The sequence below is a fragment of the Aurantiacibacter aquimixticola genome (genome assembly GCF_003605475.1).
GTDB lineage: Bacteria > Pseudomonadota > Alphaproteobacteria > Sphingomonadales > Sphingomonadaceae > Alteraurantiacibacter > Alteraurantiacibacter aquimixticola_B.
On record NZ_RAHX01000001.1, the window covers coordinates 1,926,450 to 1,952,602 of the forward strand.

The window sequence follows — 26,153 nt, forward strand, 5'->3', positions numbered from 1 at the left end:
TTGAGAGATCCTTTTGTGACCGATTTCGCTTCCCGCTACTCCGGTGCCACGATCATGGCGTTCGAGGGAAAGGTTCCGCAAATCCACGACACGGCTTTCATTGCGCCGGGCGCGCGGATCATCGGCGACGTGACGATCGGCGCGGAGGCGAGCGTCTGGTACAATTGCGTGCTGCGCGGGGATATTCATCGCATAGAGGTCGGCGCGCGCTCAAACGTGCAGGACGGCAGTGTCTTTCACGTCGAGGGCCCGAGGCCGGATACCGAGGGTGAGCCGACGATCATCGGGGAGGATTGCGTAATCGGCCACATGGCCGTTGTCCACGGTGCACAGCTGGCGGACCGCGCTTTCGTTGGTATGGGCGCCATCGCGATGGACGGCGCACGAATTGCAGAGGGGGGAATGCTCGGCGCGGGCGCGCTGCTGAGTCCGGGCAAGCGGATCGGCGAAGGCGAGATCTGGATCGGCCGTCCAGCGAAATATTACCGGACCCAGGACGAAGCGCAGATCGCCAAGATCAAGTTTCAGACTGAACGCTATTGCAAGCTGGCGCAGAAGCATCTGGCGGAATTGAAATCGACCTGATCCGGACCGCAGGTCCGGCAAGGCCGAACGACCCCCACGCGGCGTGTGCAGCTTGCCTGCGCGTCTAGCGAGGACGAAGCCGCGGATGCGGTTTCGCAAGGCAACACCCTAATCACGAACGAGCGCCCGCAACGCCTCGATACGATCCGCTTCATGGACCGGTTTGTCCCAGCGGATGCGATGGATGCGCGGGAAGCGCATGGCGAGGCCGCTCTTGTGCCGCTTGCTTTCGTGCACGCTGTCGAATGCGACTTCGAAAACGAGCGAGCGCGTGGTCTCGCGTACGGGGCCGAAGCGATTGACCGTGTTTTGCCGGACATGTCGGTCGAGCTTCTTCAGTTCCTCGTCGGTAAAGCCCGAATAGGCCTTGCCCACCGGCAGAAGTTCCGCGCCCGCATCGGGATCGCCGTTCCAGCAACCGAATGTGTAATCCGAATAAAAGCTCGAGCGTTTGCCGCTGCCGCGCTGGGCGTACATCAGGACGCAATCGACCAGTAGCGGATCACGCTTCCACTTGTACCACAGCCCGGTCTTGCGACCAGGCACGTAAGGGCTGTCGCGCCGCTTCAGCATCAGCCCCTCGATCGCATCTTCGCGTGTCCCTTCCCGAATTTCGGCAAGATGCGCGAAATCTCGCGCTTCCACGAGCTCCGACAAGTCGAAATGCGTCTCCGGAAGTTTCGGCACGAGTGTTTCGAGCCGGGTGCGGCGGTGCTGCCATTCCAGTGGGCGCATGTCCTCACCCTCAACGCCCAGAACATCGTATAGCCGAACGAAAGCGGGGCTTTCGCGCAGCATCTTCTTGCTGACCGTCTTGCGTCCGAGCCGCTGCTGCAACGCATTGAAACTGGCCGCCCCGCCTGCCTCTCCCCCTTGCGAAGTGCCGCGAACGAGCAATTCGCCATCGAGCACGGCTGGCCTGTCCAGCGCCTGCACCATTTCCGGGAAAGTTGCGGAAATATCGTCGCCCGAGCGCGAATACAGTCGCGTCTCGCCCGCGACATGGACCAGCTGCACGCGAATGCCGTCCCACTTCCACTCCGCGGCGTAATCCCCAAGGTCGACAACCGTCTCCTCCAGCGGGTGGGCGAGCATGAAGGGCTTGAAAAGCGGCATGTTGGCCGTGTCCGGTGGATCGGCCCCGTCCGCTGCCCAGGCGAACAGCTCCTGATAGGGCGGCTCCAACGCGTGCCAGTATTCCTCCACCAGATCGACATCGACATCGAAAGCGTTGGCGAACGCAACCTTGGCAAGTCGGCTGGACACGCCCACGCGCATCCCGCCCGTCGCGAGCTTGAACAACGCATAGCGGCCCGACGCATCGAGCCGATCTAGAAGTCTGGGAAGCTCGCTCATCACATTGGCGCGCGTCATGCAGGAGAGCGCATCGACCGCTTCGCCCACCGTCGGCGGCGGAGCCACTTCGCCAAGCGGATCGGGCCAGAGGAAGCTGGCCGTTTCCGCCGTGTCTCCGACGAAATCGCGGCTAAGGCTCCAAAGAACCGGATCGACCCGCTCCTTCAGAAGGTTGCGAATGGTGGAGCTTTTCACTGCGCTGAAATCGAGACCGTCGGTCAGGGCCGCCATCGCCCACCCTCGATCGGGATCGGGCGTATTCTGCAGGTACTCCGCAATAAGGCGCAGCTTTTCGTTGCGGCTGCGCGTGTAGACGAGCGCATCGATGAGGGCGGCGAACTCTTCCACGCCTACTCGTCTTCGTCCTCGCGCCCGACCAGAGCGAGCGCACGGGCGCGGCGCTGGTGAAGCTGATGCCAGCGCAGCAGCGCTTCCTCCCGCCCGTGAGTGATCCAGGTCTCTTGCGGATCGACCTCTTGGATCGTGCGCGTCAGTTCATGCCAGTCGGCATGGTCGGAAATGACCAGCGGCAGCTCGACATTGCGCTGACGGGCGCGCTGGCGCACCCGCATCCAGCCGCTCGCCATCGCCGTGATCGGGTCGGGCAGGCGTCGGCTCCAGCGGTCGTTCAAGGCGCTGGGTGGAGAGACGACGATGGCGCCGCGCATATCGTCCTTCGTATGATCGGCCACCAGCCGCAGCTCGCCTAGATCGACGCCGTGCTCTTCGTAAAGCCGACACATCTTCTCCATCGCGCCGTGCAGGTAGATGGGATCGTGATGCCCTGCCGCGCGCAATTCGGCGATGACACGCTGCGCCTTGCCGAGCGCATAGGCGCCGATCAAAACGCAGCGATCGGGATAAGCGGCGAGCCTGTCGAGCAGTTTCGCCATTTCCTCCTCGATCGGCGGGTGGGTGAAGAGCGGCAGGCCGAAGGTCGCTTCGGTGATGAAGATATCGCACGGCGTGACTTCGAAGGGCGGGCAGGTCGGATCGGCGCGGCGTTTGTAGTCTCCGGTGATCACCACCCGCTCGCCCGCATGTTCAAGCAGGATCTGCGCGCTGCCGAGCACGTGGCCCGCCGGGATATAGGTCGCATCGACACCGCCCTTCAGCCGAACGGTCTCGCCATATTCGACCGGCGTCGTGTCGCCGCCATCCGGGCCTTCCCCGGTGCGATAGCGCAGCGCCATGATCGCCAGCGTTTCCGGCGTCGCGACCGTCGCGCCATGGCCGCCACGCGCATGGTCAGCATGGCCGTGGGTGACGAGCGCGCGATCGACTGCGACGGACGGGTCGATCCACGCATCGGCGGGCACGACATGCACACCTTGGGGGTGCGGTTTGATCCAGGAAAAAGGCGCGGCCATCGGATAAGCAATCCGCCGAGCGCAGGGGCGTTCCGGGCGGTGCTATGCGCCGCTCTGTGGCAATTCCTCTTTCAGCACGCGCATATACGGATCCACGGAAAGCTGCGCGTCGGGCCGGGGAAGGTAAGTGTGCGCGCTGCCATTCTCCATTTCGATCCGGCGAACTTCGCCATCGACGATAATCTCGACCGGCATCTCGAACGCCGCTTCGGCTGGCGAGTCCCATTTGAGCGTCAGATCGTATCCGTCGCGCAGCACCGTCAGGCGCGGCAGCTCTGCCTGGTAGAAATAGGCGTCGAAGAACCAGCCGAGATCGTCGCCAGTCATCTCCTCCAAGATTACGCGAAAGTCGTCCGTCGTGCGATTGACCGGGCGGATATTACCGGGCTGCGGATCGTCCGTGCCGTAGGTCAGGCGCGTCATTGCATCGAACAGCACCTCCTCGCCGACGAGATAGCGCAACGAGTGCATGACCCATGCACCCTTGTAATAGATGTCCGTGCCCCAGCCAGCAGATCGATCATTGTAGTCGGGCAGTGTTCCTTCCGGGGCGACAAGCGGGACGCGGTTGCGGATTTGGCGGCGGAAGCGCGCCATTTCGGCGTCGTACACGCCTTCATCCTCATGCAGCCAGCCGAGATAGAGCGGCTGCATCCACTGAGCGATCCCTTCGTGCAGCCACATGTGATTGACGCTCTGATGCGTCAGCTGGTTGGCAAACCATTCATGTGCGAATTCGTGATTGAGCAACCAGTCATAGCCAAGCTCGCTCTCCCGATATTCGTTGCCATAGGCATTGATCGTCTGGTGCTCCATGCCGAGATGCGGCGTCTCGGCGACGCCCACTTTTTCGTCCGAAAATGGATATGGGCCGAACTTGCTTTCGAAAAAATCGAGATAGGTCTCCATTTCCGCCACCAGCCGCCGCGCGCCGGCCTTGTTGCCGGGCAAGTGCCAGAAGCGAATGGCGATGGTGTTGCCGAATTGGCTTTCGTAATCGCGCTCGACCACGTCGTAAGGGCCGATCTGCAGCGTCACGCCGTAATTCGACGGATCGCGAGCGCGCCAGTGATAACTCGTCGTGCCGTCTTCATTCGCGGTCGTTCCGACAAGCGCGCCATTTCCAGCCGCGACAAGACCATTGGGCACGATCACGCTCATGTCGAGCCGGTCGATCCGCTTCGACGAATGGTCGATACACGGCCAGAAGAGGTCGCAGCCTTCGCCTTGTACGGCGGTCGCGATCCATGGTTCGCCACCGGGCGCAGTGCTCCAAACGAAACCGCCTTCCCAGGGTGGATTGAGCGCCACATGAGGCTGGCCGCGCCAATGGATATCGACCTCGACACTCTCGCCTGCCGCCAGATTTTCATCCAGCGGAATGCGGAGCAGGCCGTCGGGATTGGCATACTCCCCGATCCCGAGCACTCTGCCTGCGACCCGCACGAGCGTGACCGCGAAGCGCGGATCGAGATCGAAGGCGATTGCATCCAACGCTTCGCTCGCCTGCACCGTGTAGCGACCCTGGCCGGAGATGCTGCGATTGGCAGGATCGACGCGAAAGGCGAGCGCAACTTGCGGCAATTCCATATTCGCCCGTGCATCGTCGAGCGGCAGGTCGCTTTCCGCCGTGCGCGGGGCGAGCGGCTGGGCGGGTTGGGCGAGCGCGGTGGTGGAGACAAAAGCGGCGGCGAAAGCAATCGCTCCCGCCGCCAGCCTGATTTTGCTGAATTTTTCAATCATGCGACAAGCGTAGCCCGAAGGTGGCGCGTCGCCTAGCGTGAAATCAGCTCTCGCTATCGCCCGTGCTGTCATCCCCGCCATCACCGGCCGACGCGTCCGGCTTCTTCTTTGCAGCGGCCTTCTTGCGCTTGGGCTTGCTTTTGGGCGGTGCCGGTGTGAGCTCGAAGGCGAGCTTGTCGTCCTTCACGCTCACATGCACTTCGCCGCCGCTGGCGAGCTTGCCGAACAGCAGCTCTTCGGCGAGCGGCTGCTTGACCTTTTCCTGGATCAGGCGGCCCATCGGGCGCGCGCCCATCAGCTTGTCGTAACCGCGCTTGCCAAGCCATTCGCGCGCATCGCCATCGAACTGGATATGCACGTTCTGGTCCGCCAGCTGGAGTTCGAGCTGAAGGATGAACTTGTCGACCACGCGGCTGATCGTATTGGTGCCGAGATAGCCGAAGGGCACGATCGCATCGAGACGGTTGCGGAATTCAGGTGTGAACATCTTCTTCACCGCTTCTTCCGAAGCGTCGGTCCGCTGTCCCGCACCGAAACCGATGCCCTGCTTGGCCGCGTCGGACGCACCGGCGTTGGTCGTCATCACGAGGACGACATTGCGGAAATCGACGGTCTTGCCGTGATGATCCGTCAGCTTGCCGTTATCCATGACCTGCAGCAGGATGTTGAACAAGTCGGGATGCGCTTTTTCGATTTCGTCGAGCAGCAGCACGCAATGCGGGTGCTGATCGATGGCGTCGGTCAGCAGACCTCCCTGATCGTATCCGACATAGCCCGGAGGCGCCCCGATCAGGCGGGACACGCTGTGCCGCTCCATATATTCGGACATGTCGAAGCGCTTGAGCTCGATCCCCATGATGGAGGCGAGCTGGCGCGCGACTTCGGTCTTGCCGACGCCGGTCGGACCGCTGAACAGGAAACTGCCGATGGGCTTGTCCGGATCGCGCAGGCCTGCACGGCTTAGCTTCATCGCAGTGGACAGGCGATCGATCGCCTCGTCCTGGCCGAACACGACCCGCTTCAGATCCTTTTCGAGATTGGCAAGCGCGGCCCTGTCGTCCTTGCTGACCGATTTGGGCGGGATGCGTGCCATCGTCGCGACGACCTTTTCGATCTCCTTGGCGGTGATCGTTTTGCGGCGACGGCTCGGCGGCACGAGCATCTGCATCGCGCCGACTTCGTCGATCACGTCGATCGCCTTGTCGGGCAGCTTGCGGTCGTTGATGTAACGCGCGCTCATCTCGACCGCGGTCTTGATGGCATCGGGCGTGTATTTGACCTTGTGATGCTCCTCGAAGGCACTGCGCAGTCCCTTGAGGATCTTCACCGTGTCCTCGATCGTGGGCTCGTTCACGTCGATCTTCTGGAACCGGCGCAGCAGCGCGCGGTCCTTTTCGAAGTGATTGCGGAATTCCTTATAGGTGGTCGAACCGACGCAGCGGATCGCGCCGCTCGAAAGCGCCGGCTTGAGCAGATTGGACGCATCCATCGCTCCGCCGCTGGTCGCGCCGGCACCGATCACGGTGTGAATTTCGTCGATGAAAAGAATGGCCTCGGGCATCTTTTCGAGCTCATTGACGACTTGCTTCAGCCGCTCCTCGAAATCGCCGCGATAGCGCGTGCCCGCCAGCAGCGCGCCCATGTCGAGCGAGTAGATCACCGCATCCTCGAGCACGTCGGGCACTTCGCCCTCGACGATCTTGCGGGCCAGGCCTTCCGCGATGGCGGTCTTTCCGACGCCGGGATCGCCGACATAGAGCGGATTGTTCTTCGAGCGACGGCATAGGATCTGCACCGTGCGATCGACTTCCGGGCCACGGCCGATCAGCGGATCGACCTTCCCGTCGAGCGCCTTCTGATTGAGATTGACGCAGAACTGGTCGAGCGCGGAATCCTTCTTTTTCTCGCCCTTATCGTCGCCGCGCGTCTGCGCCTCCTCCTCGCCTGCCGAAGCGGCGCGATTTTCGATTTGCCTGCCGCCCTTGCCGATGCCGTGGCTGATGAAGCTCACCGCATCGAGCCGACTCATATCCTGTTGCTGCAGGAAATAGACGGCGTAGGAATCGCGCTCGGAGAACAGCGCCACCAGCACGTTGGCGCCGGTCACGGTGTCCTTGCCGCTCGACTGCACATGCAGGATTGCGCGCTGGATCACCCGCTGGAACCCGGCAGTGGGCTGCGGGTCGGCGTCTTCCTCGGTCTTGAGCGACTGATATTCCTGATCGAGATACTGGCGCACGACGCCGGTAAGCTCGTCCTTGTCGACACCGCAGGCGTCCATCACCTCGACAGCATCGCTGTCCTGCACGAGCGCCAGCAACAGGTGCTCCAGCGTGGCATATTCGTGGCTCCGGTCGATCGCGTGCTGGATGGCCCCGTGGAGTGTTTTTTCTAGATTCTGCGCGAAACTTGGCATTCTCGTCCTTCGTCTGGCTTACGCCTGCTTGCCGGTATGCAGGGATGGTGCGCGGCACATGGTGAATATCGGCCTAACGCGACTGGTGAATGGCGCCGTCGCTCCGCGCCGATTGTGTGAATGATATGGGGCGCTGCTGCGCAATTTTAAGAGGTCCGAAGGGCGGTGCCCGCTCAATCGGTTTCTCTGGGCTTGAACAGCGCATCGGCCACCTTGCGATGGTCCGCCGCCTTCGCGTGATGCGCCTTCACCCGAACGATTTCCGCCTCCAATTGCTGGACGCGGGCCATCAATTCGTCCTGCGAATAGGTATCGAGCGATTCCGTGGCTAGCAGCGCCGCCGCATCGGATCGCATCCGGGGAAGGTCGTCGTCTTCCATCTGTTGTGCAACATCGGCAGCCATGCCCTTGCTGTCAATCCTGACGAACCCTACGGGCGGGGAGAAGAGGCAGGGACAGACACGATGGCGACGGCACTGCCGATGACGATGAGAGCGGTCGAAATCGCGGAGCCGGGCGGGCCGGACGTTCTGCGCTGCGTCGATCGCGATCTGCCGCGCCCAGGCCCGGGCGAAGTGCTCATACGTGTCAGCCATGCGGGCGTGAACCGTCCCGACTGCCTGCAGCGCGCAGGGCATTACCCACCGCCCGATGGCGCATCCGATATCCCCGGCCTCGAAATCGCGGGCGAGATCGTGGCGCGGGGCGATGGCGTCGACGCGGGCGAGCTGGGAAAGCGGGTTTGCGCCCTGGTGAACGCCGGCGGCTATGCCGAATATTGCCTCGCCCGGCCCGAGCACTGCCTGCCGGTGCCGGATGGATTGTCGATGGCCGAGGCCGCGGCGATCCCCGAAACGCTGTGCACCGTGTGGCACAATGTTTTCCAGCGCGGATATGCGCGCGACGGCGAAGTACTGCTGGTGCATGGCGGGACGAGCGGCATCGGCACGATGGCGATCAAGCTTGCCAAATTGTTCGGCCTCGATGTCATCGTCACCTGTGGCAGCGATGCGAAATGCGATGCGGCGCGCGAGATCGGAGCCGATCACGCGATCAATTACAAAACCGAGGATTTCGCCCAGCGCGTGCGCGACATCACCGGCGGGCGCGGTTGCGATCTCGTGCTCGACATGGTGGCGGGCGAATACACGCAGCGCAATCTCGATTGCCTGGCAGAAGACGGCCGCATCGTGGTCATCGCGACGCTGGGCGGAGCGAAGTCGACGGTGAACATCATCAAGCTCATGATGAAGCGCCAATCGATCACCGGCTCGACGCTTCGCGCGCGCTCCGATGTGTTCAAGGGCATGCTCGCAGACGAGCTGTTCCGGGAAGTCTGGCCGTCGGTCGAAGCGGGCGAGTTGCGACCCTGTATGGATCGCACCTTCGCGCTGGAAGAAGCCGCTGCCGCCCATGCTCGAATGGAGGCGCGCGAGCATATCGGCAAGATCGTGCTGGACGTCGGTGGCGACGGCTGAGGGCTTTCGCTTGCCCAAGCGCAGCAAAGCGCCTACATCCTGACGCGCAATGGCCGTCCCGCGAGGGGCGGCCCTTTTATTTCGGAGAAACATCGTGGCCGACCAGCCCACCCCCCTGATGCCGCATGCGACCGCCAGCTGGCTCGTCGACAACACCTCGCTCAGCTTCACCCAGATCGCCGACTTTTGCGGTCTGCATATTCTTGAAGTGCAGGCGATGGCGGACGATCTTGCGAGCACGAAATATACCGGACGCGATCCGGTGCATTCGGGCGAGCTGACGCATGAGGAAATCGAGCGCGGCCAGACCGATGCGAATTACTCGCTGGTGATGCAGAAGGCACCTGTCGATGTCAGCCGCACAAAGGGACCGCGCTATACGCCGGTCAGCAAGCGGCAGGACAAGCCCGACGGCATCGCGTGGATCCTGCGCAATCACCCGGAAATTTCCGACGCGCAGATCGGCCGCCTGATCGGCACGACGCGCAACACGATCAACGCCATTCGCGATCGCAGCCACTGGAACATTCAGAACATCCAGCCCAAGGATCCGGTGACGCTGGGCCTGTGTTCGCAACGCGAACTGGACGCGGCGGTGGCCAAGGCGGCCAAGCGCGTTCCCGCTCCCGAGCCTGTCGAGGGTGAGGAAGAGGTGGCCGCCGCGCCCGCCGATCCGCGCGACGACAAACAAAAGCTGATCGAGGAACTGCGGCGCGAGCGGGAGGAAGCGGTCAAGGCTGCCGCCGAGGCTGCGCAGGAAGCGGAGGCCGAGGAATGGCTGGCCGCCAAGCGGCTTGCGGAAGAAAATCCGGCACCTGAGCCGGGCCCCGAAGACCTCTAGGCACCAACGAAAAAGGGCGGCCCGCTGAGGCCGCCCTTCTCTCCCAAAATACCTAAATCGCCTCAGCCTGCGAGGCTGAGCGACGGTTCTCCGTCGCCCTTCTTCACGTCCTTGGCCGGTGTCTGCTGCGGTTGTTGCTGCGCGGCTGGCTTGTCCGAGGAGCGGCGATTGTTGCCGAGCGGCGCGAAGCGGCCATCGACATTCGCGCCCTGCTCGATGGTCAACGTCTCGTAGCTTACATCGCCTTCGATACGGGCGCTGCGCAGCACGACCAGCTCGCGCGCTTCGATCTTGCCGGAAACTTCGCCGGAAAGGCGCGCGCTTTCGGCCTTGATCTCGCCTTCGACGCGGCTCGATTCGCCCTGCACCAGGCTGGCGCAGGCGATGTCGCCCACGACCTTGCCGTCGACATGGAGGTCCACCGTGGCTTCGATATTGCCGCGAATGGTCACGTCCGGGCCGATGACGGAAAAGGTGCTGTTACCGTTCTTAGCCACGGGTGCGCTCCTGATTGGTGGTGTGGGGGGTGTGAGTTCCGAGTCCTGCTCGGGCTTCTTCGAGAACATGGGGGGCTGTCTCCAGGAAGGGCCGCGGATTTACGGCGCGTCCGTCGATACGGACTTCAAAATGCAGATGCGGGCCGGTCGAGCGGCCGGTACTGCCGATCGCTCCGATGACCTCGCCCGCGGCGATTTCCGTTCCGACTCGCGTGCGGAAGGCGGACATGTGAGCATAACGGGTAATCATGCCTGAACCGTGGCTGATCTCCACGGTTTTCCCGTAACCCGAACGATTGCCGACGAAAGTGACGCGGCCGGCGGCGGTGGCATGGATCGGCGAACCGTGCGGTGCGCGGAAATCGAGACCGTTATGCATGGCCGCGCGGCCGCTGAACGGGTCGCGGCGCGCACCGAAGCCCGATGAAATCGAATTGATGTCTGCAGGCATAACCTGCGGGATCGCCTCGAGGCCGCGTTCCAGCGCGCTCATCCGGGCGAGGCTGAGGCCGAGTCGCTCGAAACGCGGATCGAGCTCGCCGTCGCTATCCGATGCCAGCGCTTCGAACGGACCACCCATCGCCGTTTCATTCTCGGTCACCACCACGCGGGGATCGAGTCCGAGCGTGCGGATCGCGTCTTCAGCGCGGGCCGCACGGCGGTCGGCATAACGGGTCAGGCGCTCGACGAAGGCGAGCTGGCGCGCTTCCACCTCGGCGAGGCCCATCGCTGCCGGAAAGACGTCGCGGATCATGCCGATCAGCTCTTCGCTTTCGGCTGAGCTGTCGGACACGTTTTCGCCTTCGCGCACATCGTCGGGCAGCATGGAGACCATGCTCTCGATGAACTCCTGACGGCGTTTCAGATCTTCGGTCGTGGCCGCGATGTCTTCGGCATAGGCGTCGAAACGATCTTCCGACTTGGCAACGAATGCTTCGCGCTCCAGCAGGGAAACGCGCTCCGAATGGGCGCGATACTGGCTGAATGCCGCCGCGCCGACCGATCCGCCCCAACCGAGCACGGCCACGGCAGCAAGCCCCGCCGCGATCATCTGCATGCGCGTCGTAATAGTTATGAAGCGAACCTGACCCTGGGAGCGCATGAAAAATTCGCGCTCCGGGAACCACGTCCGCATGCGGTGCAAACCGCTTGCGGCTGATTTAAGCAAAACGACCCCGTCCGTCTTATTCTTGTCCTGCAGCAGGCATAGCTGTGAACATTCACACGTCGAGTCGAAGTCTTAACGCTTGGGGCGAGTTGCGGTTGGTTTGCGGTGAAACGTTACATCGCTGTAAAATTTTTGCAAAAATCGGGAACAAAACGACTTCTACCGAATCGCCCGGCGCCATTTTGCGCCCCTGACAGTAAGCGAGAGGAATGTTAGGGCGCGCATATGAATGACATGAGCAGCCAGATCGACACTCCCGAAAAACTTATAGAGAGCCTCGCCATGGCGGGCCGAGCGGCGCAACGCATGCTGGCGCGCGCTTCCGATGCCAAAAAGGCGGGTGCCCTGCGTGCCGCCGCCAGCGCGATCCGGGAAGACACGTCCGCCATTCTCGAAGCCAATGCAGAAGATGTGAGCGCAGGCGAGGCGAACGGCCTGTCTGGAGCGATGCTCGACCGGCTGAAGCTGGACGGCGACCGGCTCGAAGCGATTGCTGTCGCCATCGAGAACGTCGCTTCGCTGCCGGATCCGGTGGGTGAAGAGATCGACCGGTCCCAAGCGCCTGCCGGGATGACGCTGGTGCGCCGCCGCATCCCTATCGGCCTGATCGGCATCATCTATGAAAGCCGCCCGAATGTGACGGCCGACGCTGCCGCGCTTTGCCTGCGTTCCGGGAATGCGGCGTTGCTGCGCGGCGGAAGCGAGGCTGTGCATTCCAATCGCGCTCTGCATGCCGCCTTCGCGCGCGGTGTCGAGAGCGCAGGCCTCCCGGCCGATTCGATCCAGTTGCTGCCGACGCAGGACCGTGCCGCCGTCGGCGCGATGCTGAAGGCCGCAGGGCTGATCGACATGATCGTCCCGCGCGGCGGCAAAGGGCTGGTCGCACGCGTTCAGGCCGATGCGCGCGTGCCGGTGCTCGCTCATCTCGACGGTATTTGCCACACATATATCCACGCCGCCGCCGACCCGGCGATGGCCAAGGATATCGCGATCAATGCCAAGATGCGCCGCACCGGCATTTGCGGGGCGATGGAAACGCTTCTGGTGGACGCGGCATTCCCCGCTGCGGGCGATGTGCTGTCCGCCATCGCCGATGCGGGCTGCGAATTGCGCGGCAACAGTCGTGCGCAGGCGATCGACGATCGGGTAAAGCCAGCGAGCGCCGAGGACTGGGACACCGAATATCTCGACGCCGTGCTGTCGGTTGCGGTGGTGGACGGGCTGGACGACGCCATGGAGCACATCGCCGCCCACTCCTCGGGCCACACTGACGCTATCGTGACAGGCGACGACGCGGCGGCGGAGCGTTTCCTCGCCGAAGTGGACAGCGCCATCGTGATGCACAACGCCTCCAGCCAGTTCGCCGATGGCGGCGAATTCGGCCTGGGCGCGGAAATCGGCATCGCCACTGGGCGCCTGCACGCGCGCGGACCGGTCGCGCTGGAAGGGCTGACAACTTACAAGTGGCAGGTGCTAGGGCAGGGCCAGGCCCGCTCTTGAGAAAAGACGGACCCGTCACCGGCCTGCTCGGCGGGAGCTTCAATCCCGCCCATGCCGGCCATCGGCGAGTCACGCTGTTCACGATAAATGCGCTCGGCCTGGACGAGGCCTGGTGGATGGTCTCCCCCGGCAATCCGCTGAAACCTAAGAAGGGCATGGCCCCGCTCGCTGCCCGTGTGCACTCGGCCCGGCGGATGAGCCGCAACGCTCCGATCCGCGTCACTGCCATCGAGCAGGCGCTCGGTACGCGCTACACGATCGACACATTGCGCGCGCTGATCCGTCGCTATCCGAAGCGCCGCTTCGTGTGGCTGATGGGGTCGGACAATCTGGCACAGTTCCATCGCTGGAAGGATTGGCGAAGGATAGCGCGCGCCGTTCCCATTGCCGTGATCGCCAGACCGGGATATGACGACAAGGCCATGGCGAGCCCCGCAATGGCCTGGCTGCGGAAATACCGGCTGTCCGCCGCCCGCTTCAAAAGCCGCGAGGAATGGAGCGCACCCGCGCTGATAGAATTGCGTTTCGATCCCGATCCGCGCTCCGCGACAGCGATACGCGCCGCGGATCCTGACTGGGCGAGCCGGTTTGCCGGCCCTGCGCCCCGGGACGAAGTGACGCATTCCCTCATCCACAATTCGTCGCAGGAGCATGGCGCGTGATGCGAATGCCCTTGCCAAGCGGCGCGCGCATTCCCACCATCAGGAGCATGATCACAAGCGATGACACCAGCCATAAGCGGTGCGACCGGAAACGGCGCGCCATTCGACATGCCCGCAGCTGAAACCCCGACCCTGCCCGAGACCGAGCCCGGCTCGCTCCACGCGCTGATCATCGAACAGCTCGATGATGATCAGGCGCAGGAACTCGTCTCCATTCCGCTGGAGGGCAAGAGCTCGATCGCCGATCACATGGTCATCGCCTCTGGCCGCTCGACGCGGCAGGTCGCGGCGATGGCGAACAAGCTGGCCGAGAAGATCAAGCGCTCTGGCGGCCCGATTCCCAGCATCGAAGGTCTGCCGGCCGCGGACTGGGTGCTGATTGATGCGGGCGACGTGGTGGTGCATCTCTTCCGGCCCGAAGTCCGCAGCTTCTACAATCTCGAACGGATGTGGGGCTTTGGCGAAGACGGCGAAACGCGCGAGATGGGGCGGGCCTGATTTTCTTTGCGAAGCCGCCTCCGCGGCTTCGTCCTCGGTGAGTTGTTTGTTTCATGCACCCGCCTCCGCGGGTGCGTCCTCGGTGCTATTCGCTCCGCTTCGCTACGCGGCACCTGCGGTCGCGCATTCGCGCTCTGTCGGCCGCTGGTCGCGCCCGATCCTAGCGCAAGATTGCAAGGGCTCTGCGGAGCTCCGGTCACAGACCGGCAAGGGCGAACGCCCGCCCGCAGCGGGCGCAGCTTGCTGCGCGTCTAGCGAGGACGATCCGACGGAGGTCGGATCGAAAAGAAAACAAATCCTTCTCCCCACGCGCCGACGCGAGTAACCACAAACCATGCTTCTCCACATCATCGCTCGTGGCAAGATCGCCCGTTCGCCAGAGGCGGAACTGGTCGGGCGGTATGCCAAGCGAATCGCGTGGCCTTTCAAGATCACGGAGCTGCCCGAGACCGGCGGACGCATTCCCGAGCCGCAGACGCCGTTCAAAACGGTGCTGCTCGACGAGAAAGGGAAAAATCTCGGTTCGGAGGATTTCGCGGCAACGCTGGGCAGGTGGCGCGACGATGGCATGCGCGAATGCCGTTTCGTCATCGGTGCGGCCGACGGGCATTCGGACGAGGATCGCGCGGCGGCTGACCTGCTGCTGAGCTTCGGCAAGGCGACGTGGCCGCATCTGCTTGCCCGCGCCATACTCGCCGAACAACTGTTTCGCGCAACATCGATACTTGCGGGTCATCCTTATCATCGGTCAGGATAGCGACATGCACCGCATCCTCCTTCTTGCCGGGTCGGCTCTCCTGTTCACCGGTGCCGCATTTGCGCAGCGCGCGCCCGATGCGAGCGATGGCGCAGCGGTCCGCACAGCGCTCGCCGATGCGATTGCCGAGAAGCGGGCCGCCGAGCAACGCAGCGCGCGCTTTTCGGAGCAGGCCGAGAGCGCCGAAAGCGATGCGGAGCGCGCGCAGGCCGAGGCCGCCGCGCTCGCCGCGCGTATCCAGCAGGCCGAGGCGGGGATACTGGCCGCGCGCGCGCGGCTGCGTCTGATCGACGGCGAGCAGGCGGACTTGCGCGAAACGCTCGGCCGCGAACAGCGCCCGCTCGTCCGACTGACCGCCGCGCTGCAGCAATTTGCCCGCCGTCCGGCCGCGCTTACCGTCTTGCGTCCCGGGGATATCGACGATGTGATCTACACCCGCGCCGTTCTCCAGAGCACCGCCGCCGCCGTGCGCGAGGACACGTCCGATCTGCGCGGAAAAATCGACCGAACGGCGCAATTACGGCGCGAAGAGCTTGCCGCCGCCGAAGCCCTGCGGACCGAAGAGGCCGCGCTGGCGAGGCGGCGGGACGAATTGGCGGATGCCGAGACCGAGGCGCGCCTGGCAGCCCGGTCCGCAGGAAGCGAAGCCGATCGGGAGGCGGAGCGCGCTCTGGCGCTCAGCGAAGACGTGCGCGATCTCGATGCGCTGGTCGAGGAATTCGACCGGGCGGCGCAGTTGCGGCGTGAGCTTGCGGCATTGCCCGGACCGCGCCTTCGCCCCGCGACCCCCGAAACCGCGGAGGTCGAAGACCGGGCAGCCACGCGCGTCGCGGCTGATCGTTCTGCGCCGCGCCCTTACATGCTTCCCGTTACAGGTCGGACCGTGGCGGGGTTCGGTGCGCCGCGCGATGGTGTGCTTAGCCGCGGCCTGACACTTGCCCCGGTCGCCGGAGCGCAGGTGGTTGCTCCGGCCGAGGGACGCATAGCGTTTGCAGGCCCGTATCGCGGTTATGGCCGCATTGTTATCATCGAGCATGGCGGCGGCTGGACGAGCCTCGTCACCGGGCTGGCCCGCATCGATACCCGCGTCGGCGAGGAGGTCGGGCGCGGTTCACCGCTTGGCACGGCGGGGCCGGGCCGTCCGCGCGTGACGCTGGAGCTTCGGCGGGACGGACAGCCGGTCAATCCGCTGACCTATGCACGGTAAGCGATTCGCAGCCTCAGCTAGCGTTCAGCGGCGCGGTGCGATAACCTCGGCCTCTGGGACATATCCCGAACAGGATTCGCATTTATGAAAATCGCCGCTTCCATTCGCGCCGCCGCTCTGTGCACTGCCGTTGCCCTCGTACCTGTCACGACATCGGCGCTGGCGCAGGTCGATGGGCGCGCATCGCCTGAATTCGCGGCGCTTTTCGCGACTTACCAGCGGATCAAGGCCAGCTATGTCGAGCCTGTCGAGGATGACGTGCTGATCCGCGGCGCGATCGACGGCATGCTTGCCGCGCTCGATCCGCATTCCGCCTATATCGACGGTGCGTCGCTTCAGCGGCTCAACACCATGATCGACGGCAATTACCAGGGCCTCGGCATCTCCGTGCAGGGTGAGGATGGCGCGGTGAAGGTGGTCTCGCCCTTCCGCGGCAGTCCCGCCGATCAGGCCGGGATCAAGGCGGGCGATTACATCACCCATATCGATGGCCAGCTGATTTTCGGGCTGGAGCTCGACGAGGCGGTTGCGCAGATGCGCGGCCCGGCGGGCAGCGACATCGAACTCACCATCTTCCGCCCGGGGCGGGAGGACAGCTTCGAAGTCGTCGTTACTCGCGGCTTGATCGAATTGGAGCCGGTGACGTGGGAACTGCTCGAAGGCGATGTCGGCCACATCTCAATCAACGAATTTTCCGCCGATGTCGGCGCCGATGTGCGTGACGCGGTCCGCGAACTGGAAGATCAGTCCAGCGCAGGCCTGGCCGGTCTCGTGCTCGACATGCGGCGCAATCCGGGCGGCTCGCTGGACGAGGCGGTGGCCCTGTCCGACCTGTTCCTCGATGGCGGGCAGATCGTTTCGCAGCGCGGTCGCTCGCGCCGTGATACCGTCGCCTTCGATGCCGAGACGGTTTATCGTGGCGACGTTGCCGAAGGCGTGCCGATCGTCGTCCTGATCGATGAAGGCTCGGCCTCCGCCAGCGAGATCGTCGCCGGCGCGCTGCAGGATCATCGCCGGGCGCTGGTGATGGGAGAGCGCAGTTTCGGCAAGGGCAGCGTGCAGACACTGCTGCCACTCACTCGCGACACCGCTCTCAAGCTGACGACGGCGCGGTATTACACGCCATCTGGCCGCAGCGTGCAGGAAGGCGGAATCGCGCCCGATATCCGTGTGCCGCAGCTTTCCGATCCCGATGCCGAGCGCCGCCAGCGGCTCGCCCTGCGTGAAAGCGATTTGCGTGGGCACCTCGTCGGCGAGATCGAGGCGGAAGACGAATCGCTGATGCGCGACACGCTCGACGATCCGCGCTTCCAGCTGACCGCTGCCGAACTCGAAGAGATGGGCGTCGAGGATTTCCAGCTCGATTATGCGGTGCGCACGCTGCGCCGCACGGGCGGGACGAACATCGCCGCGCGCCGCTAGGGGTTGCGAGCGCGCCTTCGGCGTAGGATAGCGCCCGCATGACGCGCAGCCTTTCTGCATCGGACCGGTTCGCCCGGCAACTCGCCTTCGCCGTCCCGGCCCTGCTGCTCGCGGGTGCCTATGTCGGCCAGTATGGCTTCGGCCTTTACCCGTGCGAAATGTGCTGGTGGCAGCGCTGGCCCCATTTCGCCGCCATCGCCTTTGCCTTTCTCGGCACATTCGCGCCGCCCAAGCGGTTCTGGATTGCGATTGCCGCGGGCGGCATCCTTACATCGGGGCTGATCGGCGCGTTCCATGCCGGCGTCGAATATGGCTGGTGGCAGGGCATTACCGGCTGCGCGTCTGGCGAAGTGGACCTGATGTCGTTCGACGTGGTGCGCTGCGACGAGGCGGCATGGAGCTTCATCGGCATTTCGCTCGCCGGGTGGAACGCCCTCCTTTCCATCGGCGGCGCCGTCGCCATATGGGTTCTGCTGGCGGCAAAGGAGCGCGTGAAATGACCAAGGACCGGGACGAGATGATCCGCGTGGACCAGGCGGGCGAATTCGGGGCGACCCGCATCTATGCCGGGCAGCTTGCGGTGATGGGCGATCGCGGGCCGCACTCGGCGGAAATTCGCGCCATGGCGGAACAGGAGCGCGGCCATCGCGAGGAATTTGACGCGCTGATCGCCCGCCGCGGCGTTCGCCCCACGGCGCTGGAGCCATTCTGGAACATCGCCGGATATGCACTGGGCGCGGGCACCGCGCTGATCGGGCCGGAAGCCGCCATGGCGTGCACGGCCGCGGTCGAAACCGAAATCGACAAGCATTATTCCGACCAGCTCGACGAACTGGAAGCGGCCGGCGACGATCCTGAACTGGCCGACATGATCCGCCGTTTTCGGGAAGACGAGCGCGAGCATCGCGACGCCGCCATCGCCCATGGCGCTGAAAAGGCCCCCGCCTATCCGCTGCTCAGCGCGGCGATCCGGCTCGGCTGCCGCGCCGCCATCCGCATTTCCGAGAAAATCTGAAACAACCCGCCTTCATCGCGCGTTCAACAGACGGGGCGCTTCCTTGCGCCGACACTGTATCGAGGATTGCCATGACCCGCTCTATCGCCTTTGCCTTCGCCGGAACCGCGCTTGCCGCGCTGTCCGCTCCCGCCGCCGCGCAGGACGAGGGCGGGGATCGGGTGAACCAGGTCATCATCTATGGCGATGACGAGTGCCCGGCCTCGACAGAGGACACCATCACAGTCTGCGCCCGGCTCGACGAAAGCGAGCGCTATCGCATTCCCCCGCGCCTGCGGCAGAGCAATTCTCCGCAGAACGAAAGCTGGACGCAGCGCGCGCAAAGCCTCGAGGCAGTCGGCGATTTCGGCCCGCTATCCTGCACGCCGGTGGGCGCGGGCGGCGACCTTGGCTGCACGATGGAAATGATCGAAGCCGCCTATGCCGAGCGGGCCGCGGGCACCGATGTGCGCATGGCCGAACTGGTCGCCGAAGCGCGGCGTGAACGGCTGGCGGAAATCGAAGGCGAGGCGTCGGACACGCAGGCCCGCGTCGAGGAACTGGAAGAAGCCGAATTCGCCCGTCGCCGCGCGGCACAGAGCGAGCCGGTGGGCGATGAAGTGGTCGATCCCGATGCGCCTCCGGGCACCATCGTCGATCCAGATCGCATCCCGCCGCGCGATCTTCCCGCGCCGGAATTCGACGACGATGAAGAGCAGGTGCCGCTCGACGGCATCGCTCCGCCAGCCGAGCCAGGCTAACGCTTAGCTGAGCGCGATATCGGGCGCGTCTTCCTGTTTCATGCCGACGACGTGATAGCCCGCATCGACGTGATGGGTTTCTCCCGTTACGCCCGATGACAGGTCCGAGCACAGATACAGTCCGGCCCCGCCGACATCGTCGATGGTGACGTTGCGACGCAGCGGCGCGTTCAGCTCGTTCCATTTGAGGATGTAGCGGAAATCGCCGATGCCGCTCGCCGCCAACGTCTTGATCGGCCCGGCGCTGATCGCGTTGACGCGAATGTTGTCGGGCCCCAGATCGTTGGCGAGATATTGCACGCTGGTTTCCAGCGCCGCCTTCGCCACCCCCATCACATTGTAATGCGGCACGACCTTCTCGGCGCCGTAATAGGTTAGCGTGACGATGCTGCCGCCTTCGCTCATCAACGGCGCGGCGCGCTTTGCAGCGGCGACGAGCGAGTAGGCGGAGATGTTCATCGTCATCAGGAAATTGTCGAGGCTGGTGTCGACATATTTGCCGCGAAGTTCGTTCTTGTCCGAAAAGCCGATGGCGTGGACGAGGAAATCGAGTTTGCCCCAGCGGCTTTCCAGTTCCCCGAAAGCACGGTCCATCGCGTCCATGTCGGATACGTCGCATTCGATCAGGAAATCGCTGCCGACCTTTTCGGCAAGCGGGCCGACGCGCTTTTTCAGCGCTTCCCCCTGATAGGAGAAGGCCATCTCCGCGCCCTGCTCGTGCAGCTTCTGCGCGATGCCCCAGGCCAGCGACTTGTCGTTCGCCAGGCCCATGATGAGCCCGCGCTTGCCTGCCATCAATCCGCTCATGCCCTCACTCCTTCATCGTCCAGTTCCGCTGCGCCCTCGCCCTTGCGCGCTACTTCTTCCTCGGGCGTTTCGGCGATGGCGGCGTTGAGTTCCGCACCGGCGACCACCCCTAGGCCGACCAGCCAGAAAAAGAAAAGCGCGATCATGAAGCCCGCCAGCGATCCGTAGGTAAGGTCGTAGCTGAACAGGCTGCGCAGCACGGGTGGCAGCGCCAGCGTCACCGAAATCCACCAGATCGTGACCAGCAGCGCGCCGGGCCATTTGGGATAGCGCTTCTGCCGGTAATCGGCGGGCGTCAGTGCAAGGAACAGCAGGAAGATCGAGGCGAACAAGCCGATCGCCGGCACGATACGGGACCAGGCGAGGCGGCCAAGTATGTCATTGAATTGCGGGAAATAGGCCGCGATCACTTCCTGCGCCGCGCCAATCATCACCTGCGCCAGCAGCGATGTCATCAAGAGCAATACTGCGCCAAGGATGATGCCGGTGGAGAAGATGCGGTATTTCCAGAAAGCCTGGGTCGGCCGCGTGCCGTATGCGCGGCGCAAAATGTCGCGGATCGTTTCGACCAGGCTGCCCACGGTCCAGAGGCCAAACGCGCCGCCCACCCATAGCAGCACACCGCTGCGCGCTTCGACCACGTTGCGCGCCACCGGCTGGATCACTTCGCCCACCACCGGTGGCAGCGCGGTGATGATGGCGTTGATCGTGGCCGCGCGCTGCGCCTCCTCGCCGATCGCGGAAAAGATCGCTGCGGCGGTGATGAAGAACGGGAAAATCGCGAGGATCGACATGTAGGCAAGATTGCCCGCATGGATGAAGCCATCGTTGAAGCAGCCGACGGCCACGCGTTTAAAGATGCGGAAGAATCGCGTGCCTGGCCCGATGCGCTCCCGAATGCCGGCAAGGTGTTTCGCCCGCGCGTCGCGGCGGCGCGCTTCTGGGGAATAGTCGGGGCGCGGCGCCCCGGCCTCTGGTTCATCCTGATCGGTCAGTCCCGGCGGCGCCATAAGTCGTCTGTTCTAGCAGCGCGGAGGCGCGTGTCGAGTTAGCCGCCCATATCGGCGCGCGGATTGCTCTCATCGGTCCAGTCGCCAAGCCGCTCGGCCAGCTGCGAAACATCGTCCGGAAGCTGGATTTCGAGCGTCACGAGCTGGTCTCCGCGCCCGCCGCCCTTGCGGCTGAACCCCTTGCCTTTGAGGCGCAGCACCTTGCCCGAGCTGGAGCCCGGCGCGACGGTCAGCATTACGGGCCCGTCCACGGTCGGCACCTTCACCTTGCCGCCTTTCACCGCTTCGTCGAGCGTGATCGGCAGGTCGAGCCGGACATCGTCGCCCTCTCGGTAGAAATGGGCATGCGGCTGGATATCGATGGTGACGATGCCGTCGCCAAAACCGCCCGGACCCTGCTGGCCCTTGCCCTTCAGCCGCATCTGCGTGCCGTCCTCCACGCCTTCTGGCAGGGACAGGTCGATGGTCTTGCCATCGGCCAGCGTGATGCGCTGCTTTGCGCGCGTGGCCGCGTCGACGAAAGGAACGGCGAGCTTGTAGCGAATGTCCGCGCCCTTGCGCGGCGGCGGAGGCGGCGGTTGGCGGAACCCGCTCTGCCCACCGTGCGCATCGCCGAAACCCGCGCCACCACGCGGCCCGCCGCCGCGGCCGAACAGGCCTTCGAACAGGTCGCCGATATCCATGTCTTCGGTGCCGAAGCCCTGGAAATCGCGCGAGGAAAAGTTGCCCGCGCCATTGCCGGGGTGGCCTGCGCGCCCGCCGCCGAAGCCGCCACCGCGAAACCCGCCCTGGCCGAACGGCATGGACGGATTGCCGTCTGCATCGATCTCGCCACGATCGAACTGCGCGCGTTTGTCCTTGTCCGACAGCAGGTCGTAGGCGTTGGTGACCTGGCTGAACCGCTCGGCAGCAGCGGGGTTGTCCTTGTTGCGATCCGGATGCAGCTCCTTCGCAAGCTTGCGATAGGCGGACTTGATATCCTTCTCGCTCGCCGACCGGCCGACGCCGAGAGTGGTATAGGGATCGCTCATGGTGTGTTAGCTAGGTAATGCGCGGAGTTTCGGCAAGACATGCTCACCGGTTTTGCAGCCGAGCCCGTTCGCGCTTTCGCGAGTGATGGCCGATGAAAAAACCAGTGAGCCAGAGGCACGCCGCCACAATGAGGATAATGAGAGATACCGCAGCAGCCCAAGTGACGGGATAGGGATCGGGCTCTTCCGTAAGCAGGTCTCCGATCAGCGGAGTAAGGCCTATGATCGCAGCCATGACGGCGTATCTGATATAAGGGAATTCGTTCAGAAAAATGGCTTGACGTCCGCGACAAAAAACACGCCGAGCTCCAAAGAGCAGGGACGCGATAATCACGATAAGAAAGGCTATGGGCAACCAAACCATTCGCATCAACTACGCCGTTTAGCCGTCTTTCGGCAAATTTCTTTCCTATGATTGTTGCAGGGTCTAGGTCCGCCCTCATGATCGTTCGTTCCACTCCTCACCCGGTTTCCTCCCCAGGACACTGTCACACCTGTCACACCCCTTCGGCTAGAACGGCGGAAACACTCGATGTCCGATAGCGAGAACACGATCCCCACCGGCAACCCCTTCGCCATCTTCGAGGATTGGTTTGCGGAGGCGCAGGAGAGCGAGCCCAACGATCCTAATGCCATGTGCCTCGCCACGGCAACGCCCGATGGCAGGCCATCGGCGCGCATGGTGCTGCTGAAGGGTCACGGGCCGGACGGCTTCGTGTTCTACACCAATGCCGAGAGCCGCAAGGGCGAGGAGATCCGCGCGAACATGCAGGCCGCGCTGCTGTTCCACTGGAAGAGCCTGCGTCGCCAGATCCGCATCGAAGGCCCGCTTGAGGAAGTGAGCGCCGCGGAGGCGGACGAGTACTTCCATTCGCGCCCGTTCAAGAGCCAGGTCGGCAGCGCGGCGAGCGACCAGTCGCGCCCGCTTGCGGATCGCGACGTCTACTTGAACCGGGTCGAGCAATTGCAGGCCGCCTATCAGGATGCGGGCGAAGTGCCGCGCCCGCCGTACTGGACGGGCTTCCGTCTTGCGCCCGTCGCCATCGAGTTCTGGTCCGACAGGCCCAATCGCCTCCACGAACGCCGCCGCTTCCTGCGCGAAGGTGGTGGCTGGACGGGCTCGCTGCTCTACCCGTGACCGATACGCGCGCCTCCCTGACGCGCAGCGCGGCGCTGGCCTCGATCGCGGTGGCGCTGTTTCTCGGCGTGCTGAAGGTTTGGGCGGTGTGGAAGACCGGCTCGACCGCCATGCTCGGCAGCCTGGCGGACACAGCGCTGGACTTCGTGGCGAGTGTCGCGACGCTGATCGCCGTGTGGGTGGCGGCGCATCCGGCGGATGCCAATCACCGCTTCGGCCACGGCAAGGCGGAGGCGCTGGCGGCCGTCTTCCAGATCATCCTGATCGTGATGTCCGCCGGGGCCATCGCCTTTCGCGCGGTGGTGCGTTTGATCGAGGGCGGAGAGACGCAGGCTGCCGAGGCCGGCATCGGCGTTTCGCTTATTGCAATCATTGCAACGCTGGCGCTGGTGGCATGGCAACGCCATGTCGTGCGCCGCACCGGCTCTGTCGCCATCGCCACGGACAGCGTGCATTACCAGTCCGACCTTTTGCTCAACCTTGCAGTCATCGCCGCGCTTGTACTTGATCAACTAGCAGGCGTATCCGCCGCCGATCCGCTCTTCGGCCTCGGCATCGCGGCGTGGCTGTTCTGGGGAGCGTGGCGCGCCTCGTCGGAAGCAATCGATCACCTGATGGATCACGAATGGCCGGAAGATCAGCGCCGCGCCTTCGTGGAACGCGCCGCGCGCCATCCCGAGCTCGCCAAGATGCACGATCTGCGCACCCGCACCAGCGGCACGCGTCACTTCGCGCAGTTCCACGTGAACCTCCCCGCCGACATGACCGTCGGCGAAGCGCATGATGTGATCGAGCGAGTGGAGGAAGACCTGATGGACGCTTTCCCGGACACCGAAATCCTCATCCACATCGACCCCGAAGGCCATGTCGATGAACCGGGCAACACGCTTGTCGAGGCCGACGAATTCAAGAAGCTGAAGGACGACGCATGAGCGATATGCAGGCGATACCCTACTGGCACGTCGATGCCTTTGCCGAAGCGCCATACACCGGCAACCAGGCGGCAGTCGTGGTTGTCGATCGCTGGCCGTCCGACGATATCATGCGCGCCGTGGCGGCGGAGAACATGTTCGCCGAGACCGCCTTCCTCATCGAAACGCCCGGCGGCGATATCGATTACAAGCTTCGCTGGTTCACGCCGACACTCGAAGTTGCGCTGTGCGGGCATGCGACGCTCGCCTCGGGCCACGCGATCCTGTCCGGCGACGAACGGCGCGAGCGGGTCACATTCTCCACCCGGCAGGCGGGCACCCTCGAGGTGCGGCGTGCGGGCGATCTGTACGAGCTGGCGCTGCCGGCGATCCCGACCACGCGTGAGCCGTTCGACGAAGCGGTGGCGCTGCTGGGTGCGGAGCCGCTGGAAGTGTGGCGCAATCCGGGCCGTTACAACATCTTCCTGTACGAAGACGCGGCCGCGATCCGCGCGCTCGACCCCGATCTGCGCGGCCTTGCGAAGCTCGGCGATCACCAGTTCATCTGCACCGCGCCGGGGGACCCCGGCTCTGGGGCCGGGGCAGGAACCGATGTCATCACCCGCAATTTCGTGCCCGGCGGCGGGGTGGACGAAGACAGCTTCACTGGCTCCGCCCACGCCGTCCTCACGCCGTTCTGGTGCGAGCGACTGGGGCGAAACAGCTTCACCGCCTTTCAGGCCAGTGAGCGCGGCGGACACGCGACATGCCGGCTCGACGGGGACCGCGCGATCCTCGGCGGGGGCTGTGTAACGATTGCCGAAGGGCGGTTCTATCTGACGGGGTAGAGCGCGAAGATTTCTGCAAGCTCGTCCCTCAACGCATCGCGCTCGGGCTCGCTCGTCTTGCCGATGCGGACGACGGTGAGGCGCTGCTCCGGCGACACGATGACATATTGGCCGAGATGGCCCACAAGGGCGAAAGCGCTGTCCGGACCTTGTTCAGGGAAAAGCACTTCGCGCTCCACTCCCGAATCGCGGTTGAGCCAGATCTGCCCGCCGAAATCGGGCGATGCCGGGCTGCTCTGCCGCATGAAATCGACCCAGCCGCGCGGCACGACCTGTGCCCCGGCGACGGAGCCACCATTGCGCAGGAACTCGCCGAACCGGCCCCAGTCGCGCGCCGTCGCCCAGATGCTGCTGCCGCCCATCAGTGTGCCGGCCGCGTCATACTCGCCGATCAGCGAGGACACGCCGATCGGCTCCGCGATCCGGGAATGGAGATAGCGCGCCATCGCCTGCTGCCGCTCTTGCGGAGCGGCGTCGGGAGCGATCGTGTCGGTCGCGATATCGGCCAGAATGACGCTTGTCGGAGTCGAATAATCGAAGGTCGATCCAGGATCGTGCTCGAGCGGCTGCACCTGTGCCCAGGCGGCCATGTCGTCTCGCCCGTCGAGATACATCATCCGCACTTCCGCGCTTTCGAACACGGGGTCGGCTTGCTCTTCATGCCTCAGGCCGGAGCGCATCTGGAGCAGGTACCGAAGCGTGATTTCGCCGTGAGGATCGCCGCTGCGCTGCCATGAGGGAATGGGAGCGGTCGCATCGAGCGCCAGGCGCCCGTCCGCCACCAGCGTGCCGACCAGCACGGCGGTAACCGCTTTGGATAGAGACCACCCGATGAAGCGCGTGTCGGCGGTGAAGCTCTCGGCATATCGCTCTGCCACGATCTCGCCTTCGTGCATCACCACCAGCGCTCGCGTCTGCCCGATGCCATCTGCTGCAAAGAGGTCGTCAACCGCGCGAGCAAGCGCTTCGCGTGACACGCCGGGCTCCGGGGCGACCGCCTCCAGCGCTTCGGCAGACAATGGCGGTTCGGGCGGCGGTCCGTCCTGCGCGCAAGCAGCAAGGCCCAGCGCAAAGGCCACTGGCGAGGCGAGAAGGAGGCGGCTAGGGAGCGGTCGGCGCGGCATGGACCCGCATTCTTTTGAGCAGGCGCAGG

The 26,153-nt window shown here is 64.3% G+C and carries 27 protein-coding genes; 16 read left to right on the forward strand and 11 right to left on the reverse strand.

Going from position 1 to position 26,153, the window contains the following annotated elements:
- Positions 1–15: 15 nt before the first annotated feature.
- Positions 16–585 carry a gamma carbonic anhydrase family protein gene (locus tag D6201_RS09690; RefSeq protein ID WP_422664704.1) on the forward strand — a complete coding sequence of 190 codons (570 nt, stop codon included), beginning with the start codon at positions 16–18 and terminating at the stop codon, positions 583–585.
- 108 nt (positions 586–693) lie between these two features.
- Here the strand turns inward: D6201_RS09690 and D6201_RS09695 are convergent, their stop codons facing one another.
- From D6201_RS09695 to D6201_RS09715, 5 genes are all read right to left on the reverse strand, one after another.
- Positions 694–2,289 (reverse strand): cisplatin damage response ATP-dependent DNA ligase, encoded by a 1,596-nt coding sequence (locus tag D6201_RS09695; RefSeq protein WP_120048605.1) that lies wholly within the window; start codon positions 2,287–2,289, stop codon positions 694–696.
- Between the two features lie 2 nt (positions 2,290–2,291).
- Positions 2,292–3,311 (reverse strand): ligase-associated DNA damage response exonuclease, encoded by a 1,020-nt coding sequence (locus D6201_RS09700; RefSeq protein ID WP_120048606.1) that lies wholly within the window; start codon positions 3,309–3,311, stop codon positions 2,292–2,294.
- 42 nt (positions 3,312–3,353) lie between these two features.
- Positions 3,354–5,054, reverse strand: coding sequence for a M1 family metallopeptidase (locus tag D6201_RS09705; protein ID WP_165853537.1), 1,701 nt, complete (start codon positions 5,052–5,054; stop codon positions 3,354–3,356).
- 43 nt (positions 5,055–5,097) lie between these two features.
- Positions 5,098–7,470 (reverse strand): ATP-dependent Clp protease ATP-binding subunit ClpA, encoded by a 2,373-nt coding sequence (gene clpA / locus D6201_RS09710; protein ID WP_120048608.1) that lies wholly within the window; start codon positions 7,468–7,470, stop codon positions 5,098–5,100.
- A gap of 173 nt (positions 7,471–7,643) precedes the next feature.
- On the reverse strand, positions 7,644–7,874 hold the full coding sequence (locus D6201_RS09715; RefSeq protein ID WP_340137526.1) for a DUF1192 domain-containing protein: 231 nt from the start codon (positions 7,872–7,874) through the stop codon (positions 7,644–7,646).
- Between the two features lie 60 nt (positions 7,875–7,934).
- Between D6201_RS09715 and D6201_RS09720 the strand changes: the two genes are divergently transcribed.
- A complete protein-coding gene (locus D6201_RS09720; protein WP_242447504.1) occupies positions 7,935–8,948 on the forward strand; it encodes an NAD(P)H-quinone oxidoreductase in 1,014 nt (337 codons plus the stop codon).
- A gap of 49 nt (positions 8,949–8,997) precedes the next feature.
- Positions 8,998–9,789, forward strand: coding sequence for a DUF1013 domain-containing protein (locus D6201_RS09725; protein WP_120048610.1), 792 nt, complete (start codon positions 8,998–9,000; stop codon positions 9,787–9,789).
- Between the two features lie 62 nt (positions 9,790–9,851).
- Here the strand turns inward: D6201_RS09725 and D6201_RS09730 are convergent, their stop codons facing one another.
- Positions 9,852–10,286 (reverse strand): bactofilin family protein, encoded by a 435-nt coding sequence (locus D6201_RS09730; RefSeq protein WP_242447505.1) that lies wholly within the window; start codon positions 10,284–10,286, stop codon positions 9,852–9,854.
- The gene (locus tag D6201_RS09735; protein WP_242447506.1) at positions 10,279–11,343 is read right to left on the reverse strand and encodes a M23 family metallopeptidase; all 1,065 of its coding nucleotides are present in this window, start codon (positions 11,341–11,343) and stop codon (positions 10,279–10,281) included. Before D6201_RS09735 ends, D6201_RS09730 begins: the two co-directional genes overlap by 8 nt.
- A gap of 336 nt (positions 11,344–11,679) precedes the next feature.
- Here D6201_RS09735 and D6201_RS09740 point away from each other — a divergent pair, with 336 nt between their 5' ends.
- The 9 genes from D6201_RS09740 to D6201_RS09780 all read left to right on the forward strand — a co-directional run bounded on the left by D6201_RS09740 (position 11,680) and on the right by D6201_RS09780 (position 19,255).
- Positions 11,680–12,954, forward strand: a complete 1,275-nt coding sequence (locus tag D6201_RS09740) for a glutamate-5-semialdehyde dehydrogenase (RefSeq protein WP_422664705.1) — start codon at positions 11,680–11,682, stop codon at positions 12,952–12,954.
- The gene (locus tag D6201_RS09745; RefSeq protein ID WP_120048613.1) at positions 12,951–13,616 is read left to right on the forward strand and encodes a nicotinate-nucleotide adenylyltransferase; all 666 of its coding nucleotides are present in this window, start codon (positions 12,951–12,953) and stop codon (positions 13,614–13,616) included. Before D6201_RS09740 ends, D6201_RS09745 begins: the two co-directional genes overlap by 4 nt.
- 108 nt (positions 13,617–13,724) lie before the next feature.
- Positions 13,725–14,114 (forward strand): ribosome silencing factor, encoded by a 390-nt coding sequence (gene rsfS, locus D6201_RS09750; protein WP_120049335.1) that lies wholly within the window; start codon positions 13,725–13,727, stop codon positions 14,112–14,114.
- Between the two features lie 334 nt (positions 14,115–14,448).
- Positions 14,449–14,871, forward strand: coding sequence for a 23S rRNA (pseudouridine(1915)-N(3))-methyltransferase RlmH (locus tag D6201_RS09755; protein WP_120048614.1), 423 nt, complete (start codon positions 14,449–14,451; stop codon positions 14,869–14,871).
- Positions 14,872–14,875: 4 nt separating this feature from the next.
- Positions 14,876–16,078 carry a murein hydrolase activator EnvC family protein gene (locus D6201_RS09760; protein WP_120048615.1) on the forward strand — a complete coding sequence of 401 codons (1,203 nt, stop codon included), beginning with the start codon at positions 14,876–14,878 and terminating at the stop codon, positions 16,076–16,078.
- 84 nt (positions 16,079–16,162) lie between these two features.
- Positions 16,163–17,500: a S41 family peptidase gene (locus D6201_RS09765; protein WP_120048616.1), complete on the forward strand. Its 1,338-nt coding sequence runs from the start codon at positions 16,163–16,165 to the stop codon at positions 17,498–17,500.
- 38 nt (positions 17,501–17,538) lie between these two features.
- Positions 17,539–18,000, forward strand: a complete 462-nt coding sequence (locus D6201_RS09770) for a disulfide bond formation protein B (RefSeq protein WP_120048617.1) — start codon at positions 17,539–17,541, stop codon at positions 17,998–18,000.
- A complete protein-coding gene (locus D6201_RS09775; RefSeq protein WP_120048618.1) occupies positions 17,997–18,515 on the forward strand; it encodes a demethoxyubiquinone hydroxylase family protein in 519 nt (172 codons plus the stop codon). The genes D6201_RS09770 and D6201_RS09775 overlap by 4 nt, the downstream gene beginning before the upstream one ends.
- Positions 18,516–18,586: 71 nt before the next feature.
- Complete coding sequence (locus tag D6201_RS09780; RefSeq protein WP_193725698.1) at positions 18,587–19,255, forward strand: hypothetical protein; 669 nt, start codon at positions 18,587–18,589, stop codon at positions 19,253–19,255.
- A 3-nt stretch (positions 19,256–19,258) separates the two neighbouring features.
- Here D6201_RS09780 and fabI read toward each other — a convergent pair whose 3' ends face one another.
- The 3 genes from fabI to D6201_RS09795 are packed head-to-tail and all read right to left on the reverse strand — an operon-like array spanning position 19,259 to position 22,103.
- The gene (gene fabI / locus D6201_RS09785) at positions 19,259–20,062 is read right to left on the reverse strand and encodes an enoyl-ACP reductase FabI (RefSeq protein WP_120048619.1); all 804 of its coding nucleotides are present in this window, start codon (positions 20,060–20,062) and stop codon (positions 19,259–19,261) included.
- Complete coding sequence (locus D6201_RS09790; protein WP_120048620.1) at positions 20,059–21,072, reverse strand: YihY/virulence factor BrkB family protein; 1,014 nt, start codon at positions 21,070–21,072, stop codon at positions 20,059–20,061. The genes fabI and D6201_RS09790 overlap by 4 nt, the downstream gene beginning before the upstream one ends.
- Before the next feature lie 38 nt (positions 21,073–21,110).
- Positions 21,111–22,103, reverse strand: coding sequence for a DnaJ C-terminal domain-containing protein (locus D6201_RS09795; RefSeq protein ID WP_120048621.1), 993 nt, complete (start codon positions 22,101–22,103; stop codon positions 21,111–21,113).
- A gap of 85 nt (positions 22,104–22,188) precedes the next feature.
- Between D6201_RS09795 and D6201_RS13045 the strand changes: the two genes are divergently transcribed.
- The 4 genes from D6201_RS13045 to D6201_RS09815 all read left to right on the forward strand — a co-directional run bounded on the left by D6201_RS13045 (position 22,189) and on the right by D6201_RS09815 (position 25,000).
- On the forward strand, positions 22,189–22,518 hold the full coding sequence (locus D6201_RS13045) for a hypothetical protein (RefSeq protein ID WP_206781626.1): 330 nt from the start codon (positions 22,189–22,191) through the stop codon (positions 22,516–22,518).
- A gap of 117 nt (positions 22,519–22,635) precedes the next feature.
- A complete protein-coding gene (gene pdxH / locus D6201_RS09805) occupies positions 22,636–23,241 on the forward strand; it encodes a pyridoxamine 5'-phosphate oxidase (RefSeq protein WP_120048623.1) in 606 nt (201 codons plus the stop codon).
- Positions 23,238–24,173, forward strand: coding sequence for a cation diffusion facilitator family transporter (locus D6201_RS09810; RefSeq protein WP_120048624.1), 936 nt, complete (start codon positions 23,238–23,240; stop codon positions 24,171–24,173). Before pdxH ends, D6201_RS09810 begins: the two co-directional genes overlap by 4 nt.
- A complete protein-coding gene (locus tag D6201_RS09815; protein WP_120048625.1) occupies positions 24,170–25,000 on the forward strand; it encodes a PhzF family phenazine biosynthesis protein in 831 nt (276 codons plus the stop codon). Before D6201_RS09810 ends, D6201_RS09815 begins: the two co-directional genes overlap by 4 nt.
- On the opposite strand, the gene D6201_RS09820 is transcribed toward D6201_RS09815, so the two are convergent.
- A complete protein-coding gene (locus D6201_RS09820; protein ID WP_120048626.1) occupies positions 24,985–26,124 on the reverse strand; it encodes a serine hydrolase domain-containing protein in 1,140 nt (379 codons plus the stop codon). The genes D6201_RS09815 and D6201_RS09820 overlap by 16 nt on opposite strands.
- Positions 26,125–26,153 lie beyond the last annotated feature (29 nt).